Origin of the sequence: Pedobacter frigidisoli (assembly GCF_004331675.1) — a bacterium.
GTDB lineage: Bacteria > Bacteroidota > Bacteroidia > Sphingobacteriales > Sphingobacteriaceae > Pedobacter > Pedobacter frigidisoli.
Genome location: NZ_SJSN01000001.1, coordinates 397,723 through 422,233 on the forward strand (window position 1 = coordinate 397,723; position 24,511 = coordinate 422,233).

Consider the following 24,511-nt stretch of genomic DNA (forward strand, 5'->3'; position numbering starts at 1 on the left):
CAATTCGATTAATTAATTCCCCACATCCACAGTTAAGGAATTTTTGGCACAGCATTACAAAAACCCGTAAAACACTAATAATCAACAAAATAAAAGGAATTATGTGTGCCAATTAGTTTTTGGATTAACATTTGCCTAAGGTAATATGTTGTACATCATGGGATGTGATCTATAACAATAGGGATGATTTTCCTCGTTACTGAGAGCTAGCGAGGATTTTTTTTGTCTTAACTATTCTAGATAAATTTAAATAACTTTGTTCTAGATAAATAATCGGAACAATTTTAAATTAACAACAATGAAAAAGATCATTTTAAGTTTAGGCTTTTGCTTAGTTGCAGCATTTGCTTTTGCACAATCAGCATATACTGGTCAAAAATTTGGAGAAGAAGTTAAGCCTGGTGATATTAAGCCAGCTGCTAAAATGGAAGCTGCAATGGGCGATAAAAAAACTACCGACATGAAAATTGAAGGTAAAGTGGTAGATGTTTGCAAGAAAAAAGGCTGCTGGATGACTTTGGAAATGCCAAACGGCGATCCGATGCGTGTAACTTTTAAAGATTACGCTTTCTTTATGCCAATGGATATTGTAGGCAAAAAGGTTGTTTTAGATGGTATTGCGAAAAAACAAACTATCTCTGTAGAAACCTTGCGCCACTATGCAGAAGATGCTAAAAAAACGCCAGAAGAGGTAGCAAAAATTACTGATCCAAAAAGAGAATTGGCTTTCGAAGCTAAAGGTGTTGTGATTTTAGATAAATAATTGAATTGACGTTACCCTGAATTTATTTCTGGGTATTAATTATAAAGATGCTGAAATAAAATCAGCATGACGATAATGTAATAAAAAAATGCCCGGTACATATACTTGTAGCGGGCATTTTTATGATATGATATCTTGAACTACAAAACCCAGTTCCAACCAAATTCATCCGCAGCTAAACCGTAACGAATATCATTTAGTTTTTTAGCGATACTGTTAGAAATATTTCTAGTTGATGGATCAGACAATTGATAAAGCTCGCCTAGATAGCCAATTTCACCTACATGCGTTACAGTTGCAGCAGTACCGGCAGCAAATGCCTCAGTTAAGCTACCATCTTTAATGCCATCAATTACTTCTTTTACAGAAACCCTGCGTTCTTCAACCTCAATTCCTGCTTCTTTAGCCAATTTTATAATTGTATCGCGAGTAACACCATCCAATACCGTACTGCGTACCGATGGCGTAACCAATTTACCGTTGATTACAAAAATCAGATTTGCAGTTCCTGCTTCCTCAATAAATTCGTGAGTTACAGAATCCGTCCATATTAATTGGTCGAAACCCTCTTTTTTAGCTTGCTCAAAAGGATATAAAGAACGAGCGTAGTTACCAGCAGTTTTTGCAAAGCCCACACCACCTTCATCAGCACGTGTAAATTCGGTTTCGATTTTAACTTTTAGCGCTTTACTATAATAAGGACCCGTTGGCGTTGTTAACAAGGCAAACTTATAAGTATCTGATGCTTTAACACCTAAGTAAGGATCCATTGCAAACATTACCGGACGAATATATAAGGCGTAATCCTCTTGGTTTGGAACCCATTTTTCATCAACACTAATTAATGCCGCTAAACCTTGCATAAAAATCTCTTCAGGAATGGTTGGCATCGACATTCTAGCTGCCGATTTATTGAAGCGCTCGAAGTTCTTATCAGCACGGAAAACACTGATTTTTCCACTTGGTTGGCGATAAGCTTTTAAACCCTCGAAAATTGCCTGTCCGTAATGAAGCGCAGAAATTGCTGGACTCATTGGAATTGGGCCATACGGAATAATTTGTAAATTTTTCCATTCGCCATCTTCAAAATCGGCAGTAAACATGTGATCGGTAAAAACCTTACCGAAAGGTAACTCTGAAAAATCAGTAACTGATAAACGTGTTTGCTCAGCTTTGGTGATCTTTATATCTAATGTCTCGGTCATTATTTAGGAATTTTGAATGAGTGATTGATAGAATAATTGAATGTGAATGATAAGTATTCTCTAATTCAATAAATCACTCATTCTGTCATTATTTATTTTTCGCAAATTAAGAAAAAACGTGCTTTTTTAATAGCTTTTTCTGATATTAATCTTTGTTTTTGAGTGTTTTGAGTACACTAAGCACCCAACCTCTTCCCCATTCATCTATCTGTTCTTCTGTCCATAGGAATGGATAAAAGATTCTTTTCTGAAAACGTGGAGGCAAATATTTCTGCCAATTGGTACCACCGGTTGCAGCAACATCAATTGGGTCTTTTTCTAAATAACGAACTGCCGATTTGTAATGCGACAATGGCCATTCTACATTCACATACAAATCCAGCTTACGTAGTTCTTCTGAAAGCGCAGTTACATCTGCACCTGTGGCTTGCAGTTGATGGTAAAGTGCCGAAAAATTCGTTAATGATCGATCTTTTGCGAGGTGTAAAAATTGAGCCGCGTATTTCTTAATGAATTGTTTTAAGGTTAGTGTTTGCTTTCCAGATGATAATTCTGTTGCGCCAAATTTCCAATAAATATGTTCAAATTGTTCCTCAATTGATGCATTACTTAATTCTTCACGTTTTGATTTATCGATCAACCGAATAAAGTCTGTTGCGCAAATTTCGATCATTCTATATTGCCCAGATTGAAAACCACTTGCCGGCAAAAGCGACATACGGAATTTCAAAAACTGTTCTTTCTCCATACCATCAACCATGACCTCAAAAGACGTTGTTAGGGCATTGAAATAAGCATTGATTCTTTTTACTCGAGCTGTAAAAAAATCGACAGTTAAATTCTCATGCTCGGCAATTTGTCTACACTCATGTAAGGCGAGTTTAAAATAAAGCTCTGTAATTTGATGATACATGATGAAGATTTCCTCATCGGGAATAGGCGTTTTAGGGCTTTGTAAACTCAATAAAGTGTCTAAATGAATATAATCCCAATAGGTAAGAAAATCTGCATATAATAATCCATCAAGATATGAAGCCATATCTTGACCCATTGCTGTATATTTTTCTTGTAATTGGTTTAGTTTGTCTTTTATCTCTGGTGTAAAATCCATTATTTGAAGTTAGCTTTACAAAGGTGTTAAAGATTTTGGAACAAATTGCTAAAATTTATACATTTGAACAATGGCGATGGGGTACCGCCAAAACCGCCAAACAGGCTGATGACTCCTACAATTTTATTTAAATTGAATTCGAATGCCTGTTAAAAAACTAACAGAAGGATTTCTTCTGTCTATCAATCGCTTTATTAATTTAGATTTCGGAATAGTACTATTAAGCACTTTAAAGTGGCTTTTAATAGCAATGCTAATCGGTGCAATAGTTGGTTCTGCATCCGCCTTATTTCTAGTAACCTTAAATTGGGCAACAAATTTCAGGGAAAGCCACATTTGGATCATTTCACTTTTACCGATTGCAGGATTATTAATTGGTCTAGCTTATCATTATTGGGGTAAGGATGTGGTTAAAGGAAACAATCTTTTAATTGAGGAATTACAATCACCTAAAAAGGTGATCCCATTAATTATGGCACCATTAATTTTTGCCGGAACGATTATTACCCATTTATTTGGAGGTTCGGCAGGAAGAGAAGGAACAGCAGTACAAATTGGAGGTGCTTTTGCCGATCAGTTTACCAAGCTATTTAAGTTAAAGCCACGCGATAGAAAAATCATTCTCATCTGCGGCATCAGTGCCGGTTTTGCATCTGTTTTCGGAACGCCATTAGCAGGCGCAATTTTTGGTCTTGAGGTTTTCGTGGTTGGTAGTTTAATGTACACTGCAATTTTGCCCTCGTTTTTAACAGCTATCATCGCCGATTATGCCTGCAGAGCTTGGGGAGTGGGCCACACTCATTATTCAATTGGTATTGTGCCACAAATGGATGCCATTAATCTACTACTATCGTTGGGTGTTGGAATTATTTTTGGGTTAGTGGCCAGATCTTTCTCCGCCTTAAACCATGGCCTTTCTAACGTGTTTGGCAAAATTAAATACCCGCCATTAAGACCAGTAATTGGAGGAATAATTTTAATTGCGATTATTTATTTCCTGGATACCACAAGATATATAGGGTTGGGAATTCCGGTAATTTCTGAATCGTTTACACAACAGGAACCGTATTATACATTTATCATTAAGCTGCTTTTAACTACGCTAACTTTAAGCGCAGGTTTTAAGGGTGGAGAAGTAACGCCTTTATTTTTTATTGGTGCAACCCTGGGTAGTTTTTTAAGTATTTTTATCCCATTACCTATCGGATTATTGGCTGGAATGGGTTTTGTAGCCGTTTTCTCTGGTGCAGCGAATACACCATTGGCTTGTATTTTTATGGGTGTAGAATTGTTTGGTATAGCATCTGGAATGTACATTGCACTTGCTTGCATTGCGGCCTATCTATTTTCCGGACATACCGGAATTTATCGTTCGCAAGCCATTGGTAATCCGAAACACTTGTTGCTAAAACGACACCAGTTTTTGAGCTAAGTCGATTACAAATTGTGTTTTCTACATAAGCAAAACAGAATGAGAAATCCTTGAAAACTATCGATGTATGTTCAATGATTTCTCCACTTTGGCCGAAATGACGATAAATAAATGTTTTGCAACCCTTAATACAAAACCCTAAACTTTATGGTGTGTTCTATCTTTTTTAATGATTTAAAAAGTTGCTTATCATATTGTGTATTAATATCTGTAATGGCATAACCAATCTCTTGGTTAGTCATTAAAAACTGACTCACAATATTGATATCGTGCTTTGCAAAAACGGTATTAATTTTCGCCATAATTCCTGGAACATTTTTGTGAATATGAATCAAACGATGTGATTTATCGATTTTGGGCAACTGCAAATTCGGAAAGTTACTGCTTAAATAAGTTGCGCCACTATTCATAAATTCTGCCACACGCTTTGGAATAAAATCTATGTTTCGTGGATTATTTTTTGGATCATCGAAAACCACAATCCCTTGTTTTGTACAAAGATCTAAGTCGATTTTGTTTTTTGCGTTACCCAAATAACCAATAGTTTTTAGTTTGGCCGCATTTTTCAACTGCTCCTTATCCATTTTTTCGCCATCGGCAAAAAGAATCATACCTACATCTTTAACATATTTTTCCTCAAAAGATGTTTTATGCCTGATAGATAATCCATCATTTTTTAGGATTGCAATACTTAGTGGGTCAACCTCACCAATTACCAAACAAAGAATTCTATTTTTCGGATATGATATTGCTCGAGGAAGATCATTCACATATAAAAACTCATCAAAGCTTGGTGTAACATGGTCGGCTCTCGACACAATACTTTCACGGGCAATATTTTCGGTAAAGGCAAAAAATTTGTTGATCATTCCGCTTTCACGCAGCTGAAAATCAGAATAACCATCGCCTATGCCAAATAATTCTCCTTCTAATTTTAAGTGTTGAAGCAATTTTACTTTTCCACCTTCCTCACTTAATGGATTAGCATGATCGTAATCTATTATTTTTCCATCACCTGTAGTTACAAAAGTATTGGCGTAAATATTTTCTTTTTTTATGTGGTATTGACTTACAACTGGTGTGATAAATTCTTTAAATCCACCGGAAACGATAAGCACCTCATCTGCATGTTTTTTAAAAAATTCTGCATTACGAGAAAATGAAGTAGACACTTTTTTCTTTAAATGTTTAATCAAAAGTTTCAAGTGATCTTCGTTTGCTTCGAGTAATTTAACCCGTTGCGCAAGGCTTTCGGAAAAGGATAATTTTCCTTCCATCGCAAAATTGGTATAATCCTCAATTTTTTGAAAGATAGATTCTTTATCAGGATGATTTTTTAGAGAGATTCGAGCAAGTTCATCAAGCGCTTCTACTTGAGTAAATGTGCTATCAAAATCAATGATGTAATACGCTTTTTGTTTGGGCATTATTTTAAATGTTGGGTAATTTCTTCTATACTTTTTGCAACTGGTTTAAACTTAATTCCAGTAGCACTTATTACTTTACTATTATCGTAAAAACTTAATGTCACGCTACTTTTGGCCGTATCTTTCGTAATAGAGGGTTGATTTCCGGTAAGTAGAGAGGCGAACTTTAAAGCCCTCCAAGCTATTCCAAGCATCCATGGTTTGGCCTCTTTCGTGGGTGCCTTAACCTGAAAACCATTGGCAATTTCACTGAACAAATCCTTATAGTGGTAATCATCAGAAGATATGATATACCTTTCTCCAGAAACTTCGGCATCCATTAACAAAGTCATGGCTTTGGCAACATCTTCCACGTCAACAAATCCCGATGCACCATCAGTATAAAATGGAAAACCGTCTTTTATTAATTTAAAGATTGCTCCGCTTCCCTCAAAACCTGCATTTTTACCAATAATTACTGATGGATTTACGATCACAGCATCCATGCCTTCGGTAATTCCTCGCCATACTTCCATCTCTCCTTCGTATTTAGATAAGCCATAAGCATGTGCTTTCGAATCGTATTCCCAAAAGTTTTTCTCGGTAATTTTATTTCCCACTTTTGCAAGGCCTAATGCAGCAACGGAACTTACGTGTAAAAGCCTGCAGTTATTTTCTAAACAGAGATTTACAAGGTTTGAAGTACCATTGATATTAACATGAAAAAGTTGCTTTTTGTGCTTTGAATTTAAAGATACAAATGCAGCGCAATGATAAACTTTTGTTATTCCGTCGAAAGCATCTTCTAATGTTGATGGATCATTAATATCAGCCTCAAACCAGTTAATTAAGTTATTATTTTCTATTAAGGCTGGTATTTTAGATTGCTCTCGCCTCAACGCCCGAACAGATAAACCCTTATCAGTTAACTGTTTTATTAATTCAGACCCTAAAAATCCCGTTCCTCCGGTTACCAGTATCATTTTATTTTTTTCGAGCTATATGTGGAAATACGCATTCAAAAATAGATATTTGAGCCGAGAGTTTTAAATATATGTCATTAACGGATTTCTTTTCCCCAATCAACCCTGATAGTTTTACACCTAAGCAAGGATTTTTTACAAGTCAGCTGGGATTGAAAGCACAAATTTACACTGAATCTTTTCCCGATTTTGAAGATACTACCTACGATTTGGCCATTATCGGTGTGCTCGATGGAAGAGGCGCCGTTAACAATGAAGGCTGTGCTTTAGCTCCCGATTATTTTAGGGAGAAATTCTACAAACTTAATGAGGGATCTTTTACCAGTAGAATTGTAGATTTAGGGAACATTAAACATGGCGCAACCGTTGCTGATACCTACATCGCAATTAAAATGGTTGTTTCGGCGCTCATTAAAAAAAATATTATTCCAATTATTATTGGCGGCGGACAAGATTTAACCTACGCCCAATATTTAGGTTACGAAGATTTAGAGCAAAAGGTAGATTTGGTTGTAATCGATAATCAGTTTGATATTGGCGATGACGATGATGGGGGAATTGCCACAAGATCCGACTGTTACTTAAACAAAATCTTTTTGCATCAACCCAATTACCTTTTCAACTTTAGCAATATTGGTTATCAAACTTACTTTGTAAATCAAGAGAGTTTAAGTGTGATGGATAAACTCTATTTTGATATCCACCGGTTAGGTGAGTTTGCTCAAGATATCACCTTAACCGAGCCAATTATCCGCAATGCGAACATGATTAGCTTCGACTTAGGCGCCATCCGTTCGGCTGATGCCGCAGCAAATGCGAATACTACACCAAATGGTTTCGATGGCGAAGAAGCTTGCAGAATTGCCCGTTACGCAGGCATGAACGATAAATTAACTTCGATTGGCTTTTACGAATTTAATCCAGCATACGATAACAACGGACAAACCGCCTTTTTACTTGCTCAAATGGTTTGGTATTTTGTTGAGGGATTTTATGCCCGCAAGAAAGATTTCCCACTTACACCGAAATCGCAGTTTATGATTTACAGAACGAGCTTAAAAGATGGTTCTGGAGAAATGATGTTTGTGAAAAGCAAAAAATCAGATCGATGGTGGATGCAGGTTCCTTATCCATCTGGTCAATCGAAAAACGAACGCTACCACTTGGTTCCATGCCGTTACGATGATTACCAAACTGCAGTTAATGGCGAAATGCCCGATCTCTGGTGGCGTACCTATCAAAAGCTATCATAATTTTACACAGCTATTTACGTTTTAGGCGTACATATATTTATCTTTGATCAACGATTAAATTAACCCTATGAAAAAAATATTATTATCTGCCCTGGCACTTTTGCCACTGGCAGCATTGGCACAAAAGCCATTTACCTTAAGTGGTGATGTAAAAGGCCTAAAAACTGGCGATAAGGTTTACCTCATTTATCAAGGTGAAGGACAAAACATTACAGACTCTACAACAGTAACAAATGGCGTCTTTAATTTTAAAGGTACATTGGTTAATCCTGCTCAGGGAAGTATTTATTTGAATAAAAATCCTTTTGTTAATCGTCCAGCGCAAGGCGAAAAGTTAGATGGTTTATCTCTTTATGTTGAGCCAGGAAGTTTAAAATTAGCTGCCGCAGATTCTTTAAAAAATGCTACAATATCAGGTTCTGTTGTTAATGATGATGCAAAAAAATTAAAGGCATTAACTAAATCAGTTAATGATCAGCTTATGGCGATTAACACAGAGTACAGCGCCTTTACTGCAGAGCAAAAGCAGAATCAAGAAACAATGAGCGCCTTGAGAGCTCGCTATGAAAAAGCATCAGAAGGAATGACGCCTCTTTTATTACAATTTGCTAACGAAAATCCAAAATCATATATCAGCTTAAGTGCCATCGGACAATTGGCTGGCGATCCTGATCAAGCTGTTGCTGCAGAAAAGGCATTTACTGCTTTATCTCCAGAATTGAAAGCAACAACAACAGGTAAGCAACTTACACAAATGTTCGATGCAGGTAGAAAGACAGCTATTGGCGTAATGGCAATGGATTTTACACAGACAGATACTTTAGGAAAACCAGTTAAATTATCAGATTTTAAAGGAAAATATGTATTGGTTGATTTCTGGGCATCATGGTGTGGACCATGCCGTCAAGAAAATCCAAATGTGGTTGTAGCTTACAACAAATTTAAGGATAAAGGTTTTACTGTATTAGGCGTTTCATTAGATGGCGGAACTACAAAAACAACTAAAGCAGGATGGTTGAAAGCCATTGATGCTGATAAATTAACCTGGACACATGTTTCTGACTTAAATGGATGGAGCAATGAAGTAGCTAAAATGTACGGCATCAGATCTATTCCTGCAAATTTCTTGGTTGATCCAACAGGAAAGATTATTGCAAAAGGATTAAGAGAACAGGCTTTACAAGATAAACTACAAGAGTTATTGGGAGGTAAGTCGAAGTAAGAATTCTTCGGAAAAAGAGAAGCCGCAATTCGCAGATATGATAATCTGCAAATTGCGGCTTTTTTGTTTTCTTACATTTTATGGACTATAGAAAAACTTTGAACTGGATCCGAGCTAGAGATTAATAACTTGGGTTAGATTAATAAGATGCTTTCTTATAAATTATTTGACAGTTTGTTTGAACGGTCGTCACCCTGAATTCATTTCAGGGTCTTAATTGCAGGGCGGCTTAGCATGAAAGATGCTGATAAATTTACTTCTTAGCTTTTCGCTTCGCTTCAGGTCAGCATGACGAAATGACGAGCCAATTCATCCTAAAAATATTTTCACTTTTAAATATTAATCGAACTACAGATTAATAAATTTAATTGAATAGAAATCTGCGAATCTGGGCCTATATTATTGGATTAAATTAAATCGAACCCAATATCTTCCCTGAAATATTTGCCATCAAAGTAAATTCTTCCTGCATCGGCGGTTGCGCATTGTAATGCGGTAAACAAATCTTTTTGCAAACTTGTAATGGCAATTACTCGTCCACCGTTGGTTTTAACTACATCATTATCTAAAAGTGTTCCTGCATGGAAAGCATTAGAGTGGCGCAAATTTTCTATGCCTGTAATGGCTTTTCCTTTTAAATATTCTCCCGGATAACCACCCGCAACAATCATCACGGTAGCGGCCGTTTCTTCGGAAATGACCAAATTAACTTGATTGAGCTGCTTGTTTGCTGTTGCCATAAACAACTCAACCAAATCATTTTCAATTCGTGGAATTACACTTTCCGTTTCCGGATCGCCCATGCGAGCATTGTATTCTATCACAAATGGTTCTTCGCCAACTTTAATTAAGCCGAAAAATATAAAACCTGTATAATCGATATTATCCTTTTTTAAACCATCAACCGTAGGTTTAATAATTCTTTCTTCAACTTTTGCTAGAAACTCTGGCGTTGCAAATGGAACTGGAGAAACAGAACCCATTCCGCCCGTATTTAAGCCTGTATCATTTTGACCTATTCTTTTATAATCTTTTGCCGATGGAAGCGTAACATAGTTTTCTCCATCAGTTAAAATGAAAACAGACAATTCTATTCCACTTAAAAACTCTTCGATAACCACAGTTGCTCCAGCAGCACCAAATTTGCCACCAAGCATTAATTTTAATTCTTCCTGTGCTTCGATAGTTTCGGTACAAATTAAAACACCTTTACCCGCGGCCAAACCATCGGCTTTTAAAACTACTGGCAAAGCATGATCTTGCAAATAAACCAATCCATCTTCTAAGGTTTCTGGTGTGAAAGATTTAGATGCAGCAGTAGGAATGCCGTGGCGCTCCATAAACTGCTTCGAAAAATCCTTACTTCCTTCTAGAATGGCACCCTCTTTTTTTGGTCCGATAACAGGAATATGAGCAATAGCTTGATCGGCTAAGAAAAAATCGTGAATACCATTTACTAAAGGTTCTTCTGGACCAACAACTACCAAATCTATATTTTCGGTGAGGACAACCTTTTTTATTGAATCGAAGTCGTTTACGTTGATATTAATATTGGTGCCATAAACACCTGTTCCACCGTTTCCTGGCGCAATAATTAATTTATCGCAGTGCGAAGATTGGCTCATTTTCCAAGCGAATGCGCTTTCTCTGCCGCCCGAACCTAAAAGTAAGATATTCATATCGGCAAAGATAAATAAAAATGGATGATGTAACAGGGAAAATGGTTGATGTAATATAGCGAATATGAAAAACCTAGCTCAACTTATAAATTTGTGTAAGATAATATTTTGGGCGTTTTAACACCCTGTCCGCTGTATCCCGATGAAGAATCGGGGATGCCGCTTCCATCGTTAACGCTAGCAAATTTTAAAAAAAACTATTAAGAATGCCTTATAACCTCTATTTTTCGAATACAGATTAGAAAGTTCAGCACATCATCCATCCTTACATCTCAAACATTTTACATCATTTTGCGCTTCTTGTCATTTGCTCCAGCATATCCCACATTTCGTTAGGAATTGCTTCGAGGCCGTTCATTTGTCCGGCGCCTTGTAGCCATTCGCCACCATCAATTGTAATGACTTCGCCATTAATGTACCCTGAAAAATCACTGACTAAAAATGCCGCCAAATTGGCCAGTTCTTGGTGTTCGCCCACTCTTTTTAGTGGAACGCGGTTTTTAAAATCGAATTTTTTAGCCAAATCTCCTGGTAATAATCTTTCCCAAGCGCCCTTTGTCGGGAACGGTCCTGGGGCAATTGCATTAGTACGAATACCATATTTGCCCCATTCTACTGCTAATGATCTTGTTAACGCCAAAACGCCACCCTTTGCGCAGGCGGAAGGCACTACATAAGCAGAACCCGTAAAGGCATAAGTGGTAATAATATTTAAAACCGTTGCAGATTGTTTTTCCTTAATCCAATGTTTTCCAAAGGTTAGCGTACAATTTACCGTTCCCTTTAAAACAATGTCGATGATAGAAGAAAAGGCATTTGCCGATAATCTTTCGGTAGGCGAAATGAAATTGCCCGCAGCATTATTCAATAAAACATCAACCGAACCAAAGCGCTCAATGGTTTTTGCCAATACATTTTCTACCTGCTCAATTTCACGGACATCGCAGGCTACAGCCAAAACCTTACCGCCTGTTTTCTCTTCCATTTCATCGGCAGTTTTTTGCAAAACATCTTGCTTACGACTGGTAATAACCAAATTGGCTCCAAGTTTTAAAAAATAGATACCCATTGCTTTCCCTAACCCAGTGCCACCACCAGTAATTACAATGGTTTTGCCTTTTAAGGCGTCTTCGCGAAGCATTGGAGAATTATAATTAGGCATAATGTTTTTGGGTTAATCGGTTAGTGATTTAAACTGTTTAATTCTGGAAGAGTTGGTGTGATATGAAAGAGAGATAGATATTTACAATAGGGTGTTTTTAAAGTCTAAATAAATATTAGTTACTTTAGTTACTGCTTCTAACCCTAAAAATTTCACGTTTTATGCTTGGAACAATCATGTAAAAGATAGGAATTAGAATGATTGAACTCAACAAAAGAAAAGAATTCGATTTACCCTTTTCTTTTACTGCAATTTGTCCACCAATAAATATCCCTACAATAAAAAGGAGAAAAGCAATTTTTAGCACGGCTTTCTTAGTTATGATGGTATTTCCAATTTTAATATCTTTCATAATAAATTATCTGCGTTGTAAACTGGCAATAATGGTTTTCAAAATGTGGCGTGTAGTAGGCGACCACCATTGGGCCAACATTTTCTCCAAAGTTGATGATTGATCTGCCGACATTGCAGCAATTAAATCTTCACGAATGTTCAACTTACTTTGCGACCAAGTATTACTTTCTAACTCCATGTATTTTTTGATTTTTCGCTGTGCCGCGGTAAGCAAACTTTCTCCTTTAACCAATTCATCTACCAAGCCAACTTGTAATGCTTCTTCAGGATTATAAAGTTTACCCGTAAGTAGGCTACGAGATGCTTCGGCTTTTCCAATCCAGAAAGCATACAATTGAAAAATACTATTTGGAACGATGATACCAACTGGCACTTCGTTTAAGCCTATAATATATGATCCTTCTGCCATTACACGAGCATCGCATGCCAACGCAATTACACAACCACCCGCCGGACTATGCCCACTTATGGCCGCAACCATTGGCTTTTTAAAAGCAACGATATTTGTGGTAAAACCAAAAAACAATTCAAAAAATGATTTTGCTTCTTCTTCGTTGTAGTTGTAAAGTTCTACCAAATCTAAGCCAGCAGAAAAGAATGGTGCAGTACCAGTTAAGATTACTCCACCAATATTATCATCAGCAGCGATATTTTTCAACATATCATCTAGCTCAGTAATCAACTCACGGTTGAGTGCATTCGATTTCCCTCTATCTAAAGTGATGGTTGCTAAACGATCTTTTACGCTTACTTTAATTGTATTCATGTTAATCGGTATTAGATTTAATTTCAAGCCAAAATAAACTATGCTTGCATAATATTCAAATTTATCTATTTTTCCCTATTTAACATCATAAGTATATACTTTTCTAGCTAAATGCCCAAATGCATCAATTCCTTCAATAACCACACGGTAGGTTGATGGTTCATCGGCATTATAAAATTGGAATTTTGCCTTGCCATCCTTGTCGGCTACAACCTGTGGATTCCAATAAATTGTTGTCCTGAAATCAGCCTTACTGCTAGTACTTTCAGCATCATATTTTGGCGAGTAAAACTCTCTTGATAAAGAAAATCCTTTAGGATTAAAGGTTACAATACCTGGCGCATAACGATCGTAACTTCTGGCGCCATCGCCACGTTTAGTGGTGATGATGATTACGCCACCGCCACCTTGCGAACCATAGATAGCTGTATTCCCAATACTTTTCAAAAGCTCAATGGATTCTACATCAACTGGAGAAACATTATCTAAGAAATCGGCCTCCATTTGCATTCCATCAACAATTAATTGAATTGGCGTATTCTGGCTACGCATTAAATACGGTACGTTTCCTCTAAAAATTACGCCTGGTAAACGACCTTGCAAACACTGAGATAAGGTAACACAGGTAGATAGATCTGCGGAAGTCATTACAAAATCTGCTCTACCAGCTCCATTTAAATTCGAGGAGTTTTTAGCAGGATTTTTCTTCTCGGTAATGGTAACCTCATCCAATTTGATGGTTCTTTCGAGCAAGCCTAAACGCGTCATTTCGTTAAAATAATTATCGCTTTCCTTAATGTACTTCATCAATGTATTATTTACATTCACATCTATATCTGCACCGTTTTTATTTTTAGTTACGATTTGCTTTGGCACAACATCCAAGCTTATTTCTACAAACTTACGGTCTGTTTTGGTTCTCGCCTGAACAACAAATTTTGTACTGTCGCTAAAACTCAGGTTATCAAAAACAAATTTCCCTTCGGCATTGGTAACTGTATCTAAAATGTACATTGTTCCTTTTGTAGCCATTAACATCACTTTTCCATTTGTAACAGGTTTATTGCCCTTGGTAATTGTTCCACTTATGGTAATCGATTCTTCGGGTTTGTAGGTAATATTCGGACCAACATTGTTAATGATATTTTTCCATATAAATCTTCTCCAGCCTTGGGTGAGCATGAGGTTATCCAATTCCTTTTGGGTTTGAGCATCATCCTTTAAAAAATAATGATTGGGTTTTTCTACATAACCTGTTAAATCCGAAGTAAGTAGAAGTGATGTTAAAATGTTGGTTTCATTATCATCATCGGGAGCTACTTTGGTGGCATTGGTTACCGAAACAGAGAAACTGCCCAAAACTGGCTTTGTTTCATTGGTTGCATCAAACGTAAACGCAGCCTTTCCCTTTTTAGCGGTAGAAACTCCAGATCCATTTATGTTGACATCGATTAAGTCGGCTTTGTTGTTATTAAAAATTAATCGCTCGGCAATTGGCTGGTTAGTGCCAGAAAATAATGTAAACTGAACTACACCCGATGGGAGATTCTTTCTGGGAATAGTAGCCAACAGTACCTGCTTATCCATTTTTGCTTTTGAAACATAATAAACATTTCCTCCGTGTTGGGCTACAACTTTTAATTCAGAACTGTTTACAAGATCTGCACTAGCCATAATTTTCAATACAACCTTACTCGTATCGCTATTATTTAATGAAATGGCATAACCACTTTTCGCAGCCAACGGCAACTTAAAAGTTTTTTCAGAGCCATCTTTAAACTTTACTTTTGCTGAATATGACTTTCCACTTTGGCTATTAAATACGAAAGTGCCCATACCTAGATAGGCTGTAGAAAAAGAAGTTACTGGGTTTCCCTCACTATCTATAACCGTACCTTCTACATTCTCACCATGCCCGTTAGAACTTACAGCCTTAACTGCGACCTTTTGTGGAAGTTCCTCAATTAAAGATCCTCCCTCAGGCATAAATTGAACATCTACATCGTTAGAAGTGGAGGTTATTGGTATCGATTTAACAACTTTTTCTTTATTCGGTAAAGTAAGTGTCGCAACGATTTTACCAGTTTTATTTTGAAAAGATTGATTGTTGGTAAAGATAATCACCGCATCGCCTTTCAAATCAGTTTTGACCCTACCCTTTGCTGCCGAACGATAATCTAGTTGTACATCATAACTCACATCATTTTCGCTGTAAGCAATGCCATTTTTATCTTCAAAATGGATGGTGGCCGTTACCTTATCCGTTGTGTTTTCTTTGGTGAAATTGTAAGTTGTCTTTGTAAAAACTTTGTTAGCCCAGCTATTTCCGATCTTAATCGTCTTATCAAAAAAGAAATCGGTGCCGAAATTACGCATGTAATTGGTATAAGCCCTTATGCGATAGTTACCCTCGCTAAGTGAATCCGTTAGCTTAATATCGCCCCAGGTAATGCCACTCATTAAAGGTAATTTTATCAGTTTTTTAAGTGAATCTTTCTCATTAATTAACTCTACATATAAGATTTTGCTTATGGTAGATGGCGCCGATGTTTTGCTATTCAATACATAGGCTTTGAACCAAATGTCATCTCCAATTGCATAATAAGGCTTATCTAAATGGAGATGAACTTTTTCTTGGGGGTACTTAGATGTGTATTCATCAAATTTTTGAAGCAGCTGAGCAAAGGGATCATCATCCATTTTAAATGCAGTAAAACCTACTAAAACGAAGAGAAAACTGAGAGCAAGAGTAATTTTGAGTTTCATGTGTTGTGGTAAAATAAATATGCCTCAAGGTACAAAACCTGAGGCATATAATTATGAAGATAACATGAAATTTGACTTATAACCAAAGCTTTACATTGGGCGCATTTGGTTTTTAATTTACCTTAAACCTGTAGGTAGATCTACCAATTAATCCTTGTCCATTTATTCCTTCAACCACCACTAAATAATTGCCCGTTTGGTCTGAATTAAAGAAGCTTACTTCAGCTTTCCCTTCTTTTCCTGTGATGACAGATGGATTCCAATATACGGTAGTCCTTAAATCTGGAATATTGGCATTATTCTCTACATTATACTTAGGGTTATAGAACTCTTTTGCATTATTATATCCTTTAGGAAAATAGCTAACCACTGATGGATCATAGCCTCTTCTAAAATTACCAGTACGTGTAAATACAGCCATTACTGGACCAAAGGTACCGGTACCGGTAAGTTTTGCACTTACACCTTTACTCTCGTGTGAAAAATATACTTTGTCTATATCAGCGGGATGGTCTCCTGTGAAAAATGTTTGATAATCGCATGGAGCAATAGTCATCCCGTCGATAATAACGGTATATTGTTGTCGTTGAAACATAGGGACATATACAGGCCCGCAATCATCGTAATTATCAGTTTGTTGCCTGTAAACGAAATTAACGCGACTTCCATCCATGCGCATTAAGCAATCCATTAGCGTTTTGCAAGGCCTGCGGCTATCAGGGCGATAAATCTCATCCGCTTGGTTTTCCTTAATTGTGTTGCCATAAGCCATTTTACCTCTTGCTCGAATATTAACCTCTCTTAATGTTTGTACCCTGCTAAGCATGCCATGTTTTTCCAATTGCTCATCTAATTCCTTACTATTTTCTAAGGATGTTTTTACAAGAGAGAGAATATCTGCATTTAGATCTCCAACATTCGGATTTGGGGTGACTGGCTGTGTACCTACTTTATCAACCAAAACTTCCACCAACTTACCACCTTTAGGATTTCTACCACGAATGGTAAACTCGGTTCCATCTAAAATAATCAAGTTATTGAAACTAAACTTTCCCTGCTGGTTAGATACAGTATCTAGCAAGATACCGTACTTATTATTCAATAATGTAATGCTACCATTTGCAAGTGGTTTACTACCTAAGGTTTTTAGTTGACCAGTTACTGAATTTACAATTTTTTCAGGTTTAAATGCGGGATTGATACTTTTCGAATCTAAAATATTTTTCCAATTAAATCTCCTGTAACCTTGTGTAAGCATTAATAAATCGAGATTGTCCCTAGTTTTTTTAGAGGGATTAAAAAAGTAATAATTAGGTTGCTCAACATATCCCTTTATATCGGCTTTCAACAATAACTGAGAAAATATGGTAGTAATTTTAGTTTCATCAGCAGGTACAGCATCTTCATTAATAACTGCTATAGATAAATTGCCACTAATAGATTCTCCAGCAGGATTTACAGAAGAAATGCCTAACGAAACCTTATCTCTTTTTTTATAATCATGCTTATCAATTTCAGTAACTTTTAAGTCCATTTGATCGTTTTTTTGAACGAAGAAAACACGTTCATTTGTTGGAATTCCTGCAGAAGAAAAAAGTGTGAATTGCAATACACCCGATGGCACATCGGCGATGGGCATGTAGAGAGAGGTAATTGGTTTGGTAATGTTAACTGGCATTGCAGCATATACCGTTCCCCCAGATTGTGCAATGAGATTAAGTTGTTGTGGTCCTTTTTTCAAGGTTTCGGGATTCGCATTAATTCTTAGTAAAACCGTGTCTGCTTGTTGGCCGTTATCTTTTTCCCTACCATAAACCGAAAGCGAATAACCATCGGCTTTGGCTTCAGGAAGTTTAATCACCATTTCAGATCCATTCTCGACCTTAATTTTTGCAGTGTATGTTTTCCCAGTTTCGGGCATTAAATTAATATAACCCATGCCCAAATGCTGGGTTTCTATTGTGGCTACTTCTTTTTGCTCGTTATCTACAATTGTTCCGGTTACGGGTACACCAAGCCCACTTATTCCTGTGGCTTTAAATGCGACTCTGTTCCATACATCATTAAGCAACAATCCACCTTCAGGAAAAAACTGAAAATCGGTTTGAAGCATTGCTGTTTTTAAGGGAAATGTTTTCGAAACCTTTGTGTCTTCATCTAGGGTAAAACTTGTAACCAAGTAAGTGCTATTTTCTTCACCAGCTTTTGAACTTGGCAGGTTAATGCTTATCTCGCCGGCAGCATTAGTTTTGCCACGGCCCGAAGCAATACTTCTATAACCTTCCTTTACACTATAGCTTACTCCATTTTCGCCATATGGCTTACCGCTGGCATTAGTAAATTTTACTATCGCCTTTACTTTAGCCTTGCTATCTGCCTGCTCAAAAACATAATCTATTTTGCCAAAAACATCATTGGCAACCGAATTGCCTACACTAAAAGTACGATCGTAAAAAAACTCCGTTCCAGCATTTCGCATCCATTCTGTATATGCCCTTATTCTATAGTTCCCATCTCGGGTTAAACTATCGTTGAGCACAAAATCCCCTTTGGCCATGCCGCCCATTACAGGTAACTTAAGGCTTTTTGCAACAGAATCTCCTTCACTCATTAAATCGATATAAACTGCGCCACTAATGGTAGAAGGTTGGTGATTACTTCCCATTGTAATGTAAGCCTTAAGCCAAATGGTATCGCCAACCAAATAGTAGGGCTTATCGGTGTGGAGGTAAATTTTTTCTTGCTGGTTTGCGCCAGACCACTTTTCTAGGGCATTCACCATTGGTGTAAAAGAACTGCTTGGGGCTTGCGAGAAAGAGCAAAAGCAGCATGAGAGTAAAACTACGATGAGTAGTAGGCGCTTTAAGATCATAAAATTTTGGTTAGGCAACGTTTTGGTTTTTTAAAGAAACCGTTAAAACTTGTTCTTCCACATCATGCTTTCTACCGGACGAGTGGTTTTATTACTGTATTTTGCATTGCTCTTAGTATTGTACATGGTTTCAATATCTCCTTCTACAACGAAATAAATTAGTTGACCAATTGGCATTCCAGCATAGATTTTAACGGGTTGCGCTACAGAAATTTCTAATGTCCAGGTGTTGCAGAAACCAACATCTCCCTTGCCTGCTGTTGCGTGGATATCAATTCCTAACCGGCCAGTGCTGCTTTTACCTTCTAAAAACGGAACGTGGCTGTGTGTTTCGGTATATTCTAGCGTTACACCTAAATAAAGTGTACCAGGATGGAGAATAAATCCATCCTTTGGAATTTCAAAATGCTCAATTTCGTTGTGTGCCTTTGCATCCAACACACGGCTTTTATAGGTAGCTAAATATTTTCCCAAATGAACATCGTAGGAATTTGTTCCTAAACATTCCCGTTTAAAGGGTTCTATGATGATTGTGCCCTTTTCTATTTCGGCTAATATCCTGCTATCAGATAATATCATTTTTATGCGTATTTTTGGCCTAAATTATCATTTATTTAAGATAATTTTGCATGTAATCTCCAATTAAATAAATGCCAATCGTTTATAACAAAAATATTGATCAGCATTCGGTTTTAGCAATTTGGAAAATTGAGGAAACCGAGGAAGAATTGTTGGCTGGGCTACAGCTTAAGCAACACGAACATGACATCATTTCGTCGTTAAACAGTGGCAAAAGGCTTTTGCATTGGTTAAGCACAAGGCTTCTGCTCAGAACAATGTTACATACAACCGAATATATCGATTGCCAATTTGATGAACATGGCAAACCTTATCTGGTGAATTTTGATTACCATATTTCACTCAGTCATTCTTACGATTACGCAGCGGTGATGATTAGTAAAGATTATGCCGTTGGCGTTGATATTGAGCTGATTAAACACAAAATAAAAAGTATTAAGCATAAGTTTTTGAGTGATGTAGAACTTGCTCAAAAGCAAATAGGCGACAATACCGATGGCCTTTATGTTGCTTGGTGTGCAAAGGAAGCGATCTATAAATGGCATGGCAAAAAAGGTTTAGAGTTTAAGCAACACATCCATATTAAACCTTTCAAACTAAAAAACGAGGGTAGCTTAAACGCTTTGGTCGAATTGCCAACTGGCACAAGAGAATTGAGCATTAACTATTTTAAAACAAAAGATGGTTATATGGTTGGTTATGTAAGCCCCTAAATCCCCCGAAAGGGGAATTACAGACAAGGTAGAGAAAACAAAAAGGGAATTAAAATTATGATAAGATTCATCTATGCAAGATAATATGAACGATGGAACTGAAAAGCACCCTTTGGGGGTTTGGGGAATAGGCTCGCCTTTAGTGGCGGAGAAATTAATTCCAACTCAATTTACCGATTGGGGCTTAACTGATTATCAAGAAGCCTGGAATAAACAGGAAGAATTACTGAATGCAACTGTTGCCATAAAAACTCAAAACAGGGTGAACGGAACGAATTCGCCAACGCCAAATCACCTCATTTTCAATGAACATCCACATGTTTATACCCTAGGTAAAAGTGGACATCCAGAAAATTTATTGCTTGATGAACAAGGCTTGAAAGATAAGCAGGCAACCTATTACAAAATTAATCGCGGTGGAGATATTACTTATCATGGTCCGGGGCAAATTGTAGGCTACCCGATTTTAGATTTAGATAATTTTTTTACCGATATCCATTTATACTTGCGCACTTTAGAGGAAGCCGTTATTTTAACATTAGAGGATTATGGTATTTTAGCTGGGCGCTATCCTGGTTATACTGGTGTATGGATCGATCCAGATAATGACAAAGCAAGGAAAATCTGTGCTATGGGCGTTCGTTGCAGTAGGTGGGTAACCATGCATGGCTTTGCATTCAACGTAAATGTAGATTTAGATTATTTCAAGAACATTGTTCCATGTGGAATTGATGATAAAGCAGTTACTTCTTTAGAAAAAGAGTTGGGTTACAAGCTAGATCTGGAAGAAGTGAAAGGAAAGTTGAAAAACCATATCGCTGAACTTTTTAAAATGGAGTTGATTTAATGGCTAAGCTTTTCTGCACACTATTCTTGTTATTAGCCGCGAAAATTGTCGCCGCACAAAACCTAGATCAGGTTATTCAGTTTATAAAGGATAACCCAAAAAAAGCGTCCATTGTAATTTTAGAAAATCATAAAGAAGTACTAAACTTTAACGGCAATCAGTTGATGCCATTGGCTAGCGCTGCAAAAACTATCATAGCCATCGAATTTTCCAATCAGGTAGTTGAAAAAAAGATAAATCCGAAAGAACAAATTGCTATAAGCGAATTAAGTAAGTATTACATCCCCTTTACCGATGGTGGGGCTCATACAGAATGGCTGAAATCGTTAAAAAAGAAAAAAGGAGATAGCGTTTCTTTATTACAGGTTGCTCAAGGCATGATTAAGTTTAGCTCTAATGCAAACACAGAATACCTTGAAGATTTATTAGGATTAGCTAACATAAATCGCAACCTCAAAGCATTAAAATTGGCAAACCATACTCCACTATACTATTTTACCGCAGGAGCTTTAATGACTTGCCTAAAGCCTGATAAAGTAGACAACGCAACTTGGTCTGCTCAGCTCAATACACTGTCTATGGAAAAATATCGTAAACTGTGTGAAATCAATCATATAAAATTAAAAACAGACTCAACATTTATTAAGCATTTTAATTTCAAAAACTTATCGCTGGAGATACAGAAAATATGGTCTGATAGATTAGTTGCATCAACTGCTTCCGATTACACAAATATTATGGAAAAGATAAATAGTAGAAGTTATTTTTCCTCAGAAGTTCAATTTTTTCTTGATCAAATTATGGAATGGCCTATGGCATACCCGGGCAACCAGGCTGCTTTTAAACATTTGGGGCAGAAAGGCGGGTCAACCGCTTATGTTAGGACAGATGCTTTCTACGTAACGGACAAAAAAGATTTAGGATTATCCTGTACGTTTTTCTTTAATAGCCTAACAGAAAAAGAAAATGCGATGATTACACTTAATTTTGGAGCGTTTGAGGCAGAGATCATTACCAATCCAACCTTTAGATTGAAACTTATTGAGGCACTAAAATAAAACTAATCGCAGAATAACTTCGTAAATTAAAACATGAAGGTTTTTTTCAACATCGTTTTATTTTCTTTACTATCTTCGAGCTGTACAAAAACGGAGGAAATGCCAACTATACCAAAACCCGAAACAATACATAATATACCTAGTTCTGGCAATAAAATCACTTATTTAGCCCTTGGCGATTCTTACACCATTGGCGAATCGGTAAAACAAGCGGAATCATTTCCATACCAACTTCAAAGCCTATTAAAGGATAAAAACATTGATGTTGCTGCTCCGAAAATTATTGCAACAACTGGGTGGACAACTGACGAGTTACAAAGAGCAATTAAGACCGAAAATCTAAATCAAACTTTCAGTTTTGTAACCTTACTCATCGGAGTTAATAACCAATATAGGGGCTATCCAATATCGACCTACAAGAAAGAGTTTTCAGAATTGTTACAAAAAGCAATAGCCTTTGCCAATGGAGATATAACCCGAGTATTTGTAGTATCCATACCCGATTGGGGCGCAACTCCTTTTGGAAAAAACTCTGGAAAAAACCCACAAGCCATAGCCTCAGAAATTGACGCTTTTAATGCTGCAAATCAAGAAATAGCCCTTGCAGCAGGCGTGAGCTATACAAATATTACGCCTGCATCGAGAAATGCGACTACAGATCCATCACTAGTTGCCAACGATGGACTGCATCCAAGTGGGAAAATGTATAGCGAGTGGGCAAGTGCTTTGCTGCCAAAAGTTTCTGCTATTCTTAAATAAATTCTAGCTTATTTATTCTGTTTTTAAATTAAAAATTTTACTTTAGTTTAACTATTTAAATTAAAGAACTTAAAGATTTATCATGGAAGATCAAAAACCTAATGAACAGACACCTTTTGGACAACAACCTTTCGGACAAACACCTTTCGGCAATAATCCTGGGCCTGCTCCTAAAAACTGGTTAGTAGAATCAATTCTTGTAACATTATTTTGTTGCTTACCTTTTGGAATCGCGGGAATCGTGAATGCTGCAAATGTTAACAGCAAATATGCAATGGGCGATTACGCTGGTGCGCAAGCTGCTTCTGCTGCTGCAGGAAAATGGACCAAAATTGGTTTTTTTGTTGGTATAGGCGTTTATGTTCTTTACATCCTATTCTTCGTTGTGTTGGGTATGGGTGGTGCGATGATGAGCAACTATAGATAATGAAATTTAAGTACATCTTAGGATTTGCATTTGTAGTAATGCTTTCGGTAGTTTATTATGAATTTAATCCTGAGATGTACAATTTTTTTCCTGAATGTCCCTTTCATAAATTTCTTCATTTAGATTGCCCAGGCTGTGGTTCGCAAAGAGCTATCCACTCTCTATTACATGGAAACATAATTCAAGCATTAAATTATAATCTGCTACTTGTTATAAGTTTACCTTTTTTGCTTCTTCACTTGCTTTTAAAAATTTTCTCTTATTTATGCTCAGAAGATTACAATCTGAAAATTTGGCATAAACCCATAACGCCAAAAATTATCTTTGTAGTGGTTGTGATATTTTGGATATCAAGAAATATACCAAAAGAGCCTTTTATATATTTGGCAGCATAGTGCTAAAATATTCGCATCTAAGGGTCAAGATGATTTTTCCTTAAAATTTTAAAACACAGTTTGCCAAATGACAATATTTGCTTATCATTGATCCAAATCCTATCCCTGTTGATGAGTAGATTGGCTATCTATTTCACATTCCCAATAAATAATTTAATGAGGTTAATTAATCAAGATTTCTTAAAGGCTTTTAGGATCGTTTGGATAATTACCGGATTGTTATGCTTATTTATTATTATAAAAAGTGTTTTAATAAGTCCAATTCATTTAAGATACATTCCACTTTGCCCCTCAAAGGCTGTTAATAGTGAGTGTATTCTATGTGGAATGACTAGGGCATTTATTAACATTGGAGAGATGAATTTAAAGGCTGCCTATACACTTAATAAGGGTAGCGTTCTTTTGTTTTCATTGATACTTTTAAATGCATTATACGCTATAATTTATATAATTAAAATATCATACTCGAATAAAATAAAAACAAAACAAATATGAAAATAGCCGGATTGATTATCGGGATTCTTGCAATCCTAGGAATGATATTAGCATTTATCCCATGTATAGGCGCACTAAATTGGATAAATATTCCATTTGCAGTATTGGGACTAATATTTAGTATCCTAGGACTCAATCAAGATCAAAGAACAGGATTACCAAAAGGAACCTCGATTGCCGGAATCATAATGTGCGCAATTGCTATTTTCTTTGGGTTAATAAGATTAATTTTAGGTGGTGGTATAATTTAACAATTATGCTCTC

The 24,511-nt window shown here is 36.6% G+C and carries 23 protein-coding genes and 1 riboswitch; of the genes, 12 read left to right on the forward strand and 11 right to left on the reverse strand.

All coding sequences use genetic code 11. From position 1 onward, the window contains the following. The first annotated feature begins 298 nt into the window (after window positions 1-298). A complete protein-coding gene (locus EZ449_RS01655) occupies window positions 299-763 on the forward strand; it encodes a DUF4920 domain-containing protein (protein ID WP_131556211.1) in 465 nt (154 codons plus the stop codon). A 140-nt stretch (window positions 764-903) separates the two neighbouring features. Here EZ449_RS01655 and EZ449_RS01660 read toward each other — a convergent pair whose 3' ends face one another. Continuing rightward, window positions 904-1,968 carry a branched-chain amino acid aminotransferase gene (locus tag EZ449_RS01660; RefSeq protein ID WP_131556212.1) on the reverse strand — a complete coding sequence of 355 codons (1,065 nt, stop codon included), beginning with the start codon at window positions 1,966-1,968 and terminating at the stop codon, window positions 904-906. 145 nt (window positions 1,969-2,113) lie between these two features. After that, window positions 2,114-3,079, reverse strand: a complete 966-nt coding sequence (locus tag EZ449_RS01665; RefSeq protein ID WP_131556213.1) for a tryptophan 2,3-dioxygenase family protein — start codon at window positions 3,077-3,079, stop codon at window positions 2,114-2,116. A gap of 63 nt (window positions 3,080-3,142) precedes the next feature. Further along, a riboswitch (Fluoride riboswitch) is annotated at window positions 3,143-3,204 on the forward strand. Between the two features lie 17 nt (window positions 3,205-3,221). Between EZ449_RS01665 and EZ449_RS01670 the strand changes: the two genes are divergently transcribed. Further along, window positions 3,222-4,511: a voltage-gated chloride channel family protein gene (locus EZ449_RS01670; RefSeq protein WP_131556214.1), complete on the forward strand. Its 1,290-nt coding sequence runs from the start codon at window positions 3,222-3,224 to the stop codon at window positions 4,509-4,511. 125 nt (window positions 4,512-4,636) lie between these two features. On the opposite strand, the gene EZ449_RS01675 is transcribed toward EZ449_RS01670, so the two are convergent. Further along, on the reverse strand, window positions 4,637-5,938 hold the full coding sequence (locus tag EZ449_RS01675) for an HAD-IB family phosphatase (protein WP_131556215.1): 1,302 nt from the start codon (window positions 5,936-5,938) through the stop codon (window positions 4,637-4,639). Further along, on the reverse strand, window positions 5,938-6,900 hold the full coding sequence (locus EZ449_RS01680) for an SDR family NAD(P)-dependent oxidoreductase (protein WP_131556216.1): 963 nt from the start codon (window positions 6,898-6,900) through the stop codon (window positions 5,938-5,940). Before EZ449_RS01680 ends, EZ449_RS01675 begins: the two co-directional genes overlap by 1 nt. A 71-nt stretch (window positions 6,901-6,971) precedes the next feature. Here EZ449_RS01680 and EZ449_RS01685 point away from each other — a divergent pair, with 71 nt between their 5' ends. After that, a complete protein-coding gene (locus tag EZ449_RS01685) occupies window positions 6,972-8,153 on the forward strand; it encodes a formimidoylglutamase (RefSeq protein ID WP_131556217.1) in 1,182 nt (393 codons plus the stop codon). A 67-nt stretch (window positions 8,154-8,220) separates the two neighbouring features. Then, a complete protein-coding gene (locus EZ449_RS01690; RefSeq protein ID WP_131556218.1) occupies window positions 8,221-9,375 on the forward strand; it encodes a TlpA disulfide reductase family protein in 1,155 nt (384 codons plus the stop codon). A 407-nt stretch (window positions 9,376-9,782) separates the two neighbouring features. Here the strand turns inward: EZ449_RS01690 and purD are convergent, their stop codons facing one another. The 7 genes from purD to dcd all read right to left on the reverse strand — a co-directional run bounded on the left by purD (window position 9,783) and on the right by dcd (window position 19,553). After that, entirely contained in the window at window positions 9,783-11,054 is a 1,272-nt protein-coding gene (gene purD / locus EZ449_RS01695) for a phosphoribosylamine--glycine ligase (RefSeq protein WP_131556219.1), read from the reverse strand. 286 nt (window positions 11,055-11,340) lie between these two features. After that, window positions 11,341-12,216, reverse strand: coding sequence for an SDR family oxidoreductase (locus tag EZ449_RS01700; protein WP_131556220.1), 876 nt, complete (start codon window positions 12,214-12,216; stop codon window positions 11,341-11,343). 124 nt (window positions 12,217-12,340) lie between these two features. Further along, the gene (locus EZ449_RS01705; RefSeq protein ID WP_131556221.1) at window positions 12,341-12,568 is read right to left on the reverse strand and encodes a hypothetical protein; all 228 of its coding nucleotides are present in this window, start codon (window positions 12,566-12,568) and stop codon (window positions 12,341-12,343) included. A 6-nt stretch (window positions 12,569-12,574) separates the two neighbouring features. Continuing rightward, window positions 12,575-13,336 (reverse strand): enoyl-CoA hydratase/isomerase family protein, encoded by a 762-nt coding sequence (locus EZ449_RS01710; protein ID WP_131556222.1) that lies wholly within the window; start codon window positions 13,334-13,336, stop codon window positions 12,575-12,577. Between the two features lie 75 nt (window positions 13,337-13,411). Further along, window positions 13,412-16,102 (reverse strand): TonB-dependent receptor plug domain-containing protein, encoded by a 2,691-nt coding sequence (locus tag EZ449_RS01715; RefSeq protein ID WP_225872196.1) that lies wholly within the window; start codon window positions 16,100-16,102, stop codon window positions 13,412-13,414. Between the two features lie 112 nt (window positions 16,103-16,214). Next, complete coding sequence (locus EZ449_RS01720; RefSeq protein WP_131556223.1) at window positions 16,215-18,974, reverse strand: carboxypeptidase-like regulatory domain-containing protein; 2,760 nt, start codon at window positions 18,972-18,974, stop codon at window positions 16,215-16,217. Window positions 18,975-19,016: 42 nt separating this feature from the next. Beyond that, window positions 19,017-19,553: a dCTP deaminase gene (gene dcd, locus EZ449_RS01725; RefSeq protein WP_131556224.1), complete on the reverse strand. Its 537-nt coding sequence runs from the start codon at window positions 19,551-19,553 to the stop codon at window positions 19,017-19,019. A gap of 71 nt (window positions 19,554-19,624) precedes the next feature. Here dcd and EZ449_RS01730 point away from each other — a divergent pair, with 71 nt between their 5' ends. The 8 genes from EZ449_RS01730 to EZ449_RS01765 all read left to right on the forward strand — a co-directional run bounded on the left by EZ449_RS01730 (window position 19,625) and on the right by EZ449_RS01765 (window position 24,498). Beyond that, window positions 19,625-20,266, forward strand: a complete 642-nt coding sequence (locus tag EZ449_RS01730; RefSeq protein WP_131556225.1) for a 4'-phosphopantetheinyl transferase family protein — start codon at window positions 19,625-19,627, stop codon at window positions 20,264-20,266. Window positions 20,267-20,339: 73 nt separating this feature from the next. Continuing rightward, window positions 20,340-21,113, forward strand: coding sequence for a lipoyl(octanoyl) transferase LipB (gene lipB / locus EZ449_RS01735; protein WP_225872197.1), 774 nt, complete (start codon window positions 20,340-20,342; stop codon window positions 21,111-21,113). Beyond that, window positions 21,113-22,171, forward strand: coding sequence for a serine hydrolase (locus EZ449_RS01740; RefSeq protein ID WP_131556226.1), 1,059 nt, complete (start codon window positions 21,113-21,115; stop codon window positions 22,169-22,171). Before lipB ends, EZ449_RS01740 begins: the two co-directional genes overlap by 1 nt. A gap of 33 nt (window positions 22,172-22,204) precedes the next feature. Continuing rightward, entirely contained in the window at window positions 22,205-22,930 is a 726-nt protein-coding gene (locus EZ449_RS01745; protein WP_131556227.1) for an SGNH/GDSL hydrolase family protein, read from the forward strand. Between the two features lie 82 nt (window positions 22,931-23,012). Next, window positions 23,013-23,357, forward strand: a complete 345-nt coding sequence (locus EZ449_RS01750; protein WP_131556228.1) for a CD225/dispanin family protein — start codon at window positions 23,013-23,015, stop codon at window positions 23,355-23,357. Continuing rightward, the gene (locus EZ449_RS01755) at window positions 23,357-23,752 is read left to right on the forward strand and encodes a DUF2752 domain-containing protein (protein WP_131556229.1); all 396 of its coding nucleotides are present in this window, start codon (window positions 23,357-23,359) and stop codon (window positions 23,750-23,752) included. Before EZ449_RS01750 ends, EZ449_RS01755 begins: the two co-directional genes overlap by 1 nt. A 156-nt stretch (window positions 23,753-23,908) precedes the next feature. After that, complete coding sequence (locus EZ449_RS23435; protein WP_165499668.1) at window positions 23,909-24,247, forward strand: DUF2752 domain-containing protein; 339 nt, start codon at window positions 23,909-23,911, stop codon at window positions 24,245-24,247. Beyond that, entirely contained in the window at window positions 24,244-24,498 is a 255-nt protein-coding gene (locus tag EZ449_RS01765) for a hypothetical protein (RefSeq protein ID WP_131556231.1), read from the forward strand. The genes EZ449_RS23435 and EZ449_RS01765 overlap by 4 nt, the downstream gene beginning before the upstream one ends. Window positions 24,499-24,511 lie beyond the last annotated feature (13 nt).

What these genes read in the sequence shown, in the direction of transcription:
- EZ449_RS01745 (WP_131556227.1), top strand. Translation starts at nt 22,205, where the DNA reads ATGAAGGTTTTTTTCAACATCGTTTTATTTTCTTTACTATCTTCGAGC.
- EZ449_RS01740 (WP_131556226.1), top strand. Translation starts at nt 21,113, where the DNA reads ATGGCTAAGCTTTTCTGCACACTATTCTTGTTATTAGCCGCGAAAATT.
- EZ449_RS01675 (WP_131556215.1), bottom strand. Translation starts at nt 5,938, where the DNA reads ATGCCCAAACAAAAAGCGTATTACATCATTGATTTTGATAGCACATTT.
- EZ449_RS01720 (WP_131556223.1), bottom strand. Translation starts at nt 18,974, where the DNA reads ATGATCTTAAAGCGCCTACTACTCATCGTAGTTTTACTCTCATGCTGC.
- EZ449_RS01750 (WP_131556228.1), top strand. Translation starts at nt 23,013, where the DNA reads ATGGAAGATCAAAAACCTAATGAACAGACACCTTTTGGACAACAACCT.
- EZ449_RS01755 (WP_131556229.1), top strand. Translation starts at nt 23,357, where the DNA reads ATGAAATTTAAGTACATCTTAGGATTTGCATTTGTAGTAATGCTTTCG.
- EZ449_RS01685 (WP_131556217.1), top strand. Translation starts at nt 6,972, where the DNA reads ATGTCATTAACGGATTTCTTTTCCCCAATCAACCCTGATAGTTTTACA.
- EZ449_RS01660 (WP_131556212.1), bottom strand. Translation starts at nt 1,968, where the DNA reads ATGACCGAGACATTAGATATAAAGATCACCAAAGCTGAGCAAACACGT.
- EZ449_RS01705 (WP_131556221.1), bottom strand. Translation starts at nt 12,568, where the DNA reads ATGAAAGATATTAAAATTGGAAATACCATCATAACTAAGAAAGCCGTG.
- EZ449_RS01730 (WP_131556225.1), top strand. Translation starts at nt 19,625, where the DNA reads ATGCCAATCGTTTATAACAAAAATATTGATCAGCATTCGGTTTTAGCA.
- EZ449_RS01710 (WP_131556222.1), bottom strand. Translation starts at nt 13,336, where the DNA reads ATGAATACAATTAAAGTAAGCGTAAAAGATCGTTTAGCAACCATCACT.
- lipB (WP_225872197.1), top strand. Translation starts at nt 20,340, where the DNA reads ATGCAAGATAATATGAACGATGGAACTGAAAAGCACCCTTTGGGGGTT.
- dcd (WP_131556224.1), bottom strand. Translation starts at nt 19,553, where the DNA reads ATGATATTATCTGATAGCAGGATATTAGCCGAAATAGAAAAGGGCACA.
- EZ449_RS23435 (WP_165499668.1), top strand. Translation starts at nt 23,909, where the DNA reads ATGAGGTTAATTAATCAAGATTTCTTAAAGGCTTTTAGGATCGTTTGG.
- EZ449_RS01765 (WP_131556231.1), top strand. Translation starts at nt 24,244, where the DNA reads ATGAAAATAGCCGGATTGATTATCGGGATTCTTGCAATCCTAGGAATG.
- EZ449_RS01715 (WP_225872196.1), bottom strand. Translation starts at nt 16,102, where the DNA reads ATGAAACTCAAAATTACTCTTGCTCTCAGTTTTCTCTTCGTTTTAGTA.
- EZ449_RS01680 (WP_131556216.1), bottom strand. Translation starts at nt 6,900, where the DNA reads ATGATACTGGTAACCGGAGGAACGGGATTTTTAGGGTCTGAATTAATA.
- EZ449_RS01665 (WP_131556213.1), bottom strand. Translation starts at nt 3,079, where the DNA reads ATGGATTTTACACCAGAGATAAAAGACAAACTAAACCAATTACAAGAA.
- EZ449_RS01655 (WP_131556211.1), top strand. Translation starts at nt 299, where the DNA reads ATGAAAAAGATCATTTTAAGTTTAGGCTTTTGCTTAGTTGCAGCATTT.
- EZ449_RS01700 (WP_131556220.1), bottom strand. Translation starts at nt 12,216, where the DNA reads ATGCCTAATTATAATTCTCCAATGCTTCGCGAAGACGCCTTAAAAGGC.
- purD (WP_131556219.1), bottom strand. Translation starts at nt 11,054, where the DNA reads ATGAATATCTTACTTTTAGGTTCGGGCGGCAGAGAAAGCGCATTCGCT.
- EZ449_RS01670 (WP_131556214.1), top strand. Translation starts at nt 3,222, where the DNA reads ATGCCTGTTAAAAAACTAACAGAAGGATTTCTTCTGTCTATCAATCGC.
- EZ449_RS01690 (WP_131556218.1), top strand. Translation starts at nt 8,221, where the DNA reads ATGAAAAAAATATTATTATCTGCCCTGGCACTTTTGCCACTGGCAGCA.